The organism is Oleiphilus sp. HI0061 (assembly GCF_001635675.1).
Genome location: NZ_LWFE01000924.1, coordinates 1 through 264, shown reverse-complemented (window position 1 = coordinate 264; position 264 = coordinate 1). Strand labels below are relative to the sequence as shown.

The following is a 264-nucleotide window of genomic DNA, read 5'->3' as shown; positions in this document are numbered from 1 at the left end:
ATTGATCTCCCCTCTTCTTTGGCCGGTTACCAGTAACAACTTCAAGGCTAACTCAGTATGAACACTCATTTTTGCCCTGTTCAAACAGTACCAAAACTTATGAATTTCACTATCATCTAGAGTCCTATCCCGCGACTGTTCTTGCCCGCCAACACTCTTCTTTGTCAGTTCCTTCAAAGGATTATGCTCTAGATATCCGTGTTCAACGCCATAGTTAAGAATCTGTTTTAGCAAAGTAAGAACCCTATTTGCCTGAACAGGTGC

1 protein-coding gene is annotated in these 264 nt (G+C 42.0%); it reads right to left on the bottom strand.

The annotated features are described in order from the left end of the window. The coding region (locus A3735_RS31870; protein ID WP_231882537.1) for a hypothetical protein at positions 1-234 on the bottom strand (234 nt) is incomplete at its 3' end. Between the last annotated feature and the right edge of the window lie 30 nt (positions 235-264).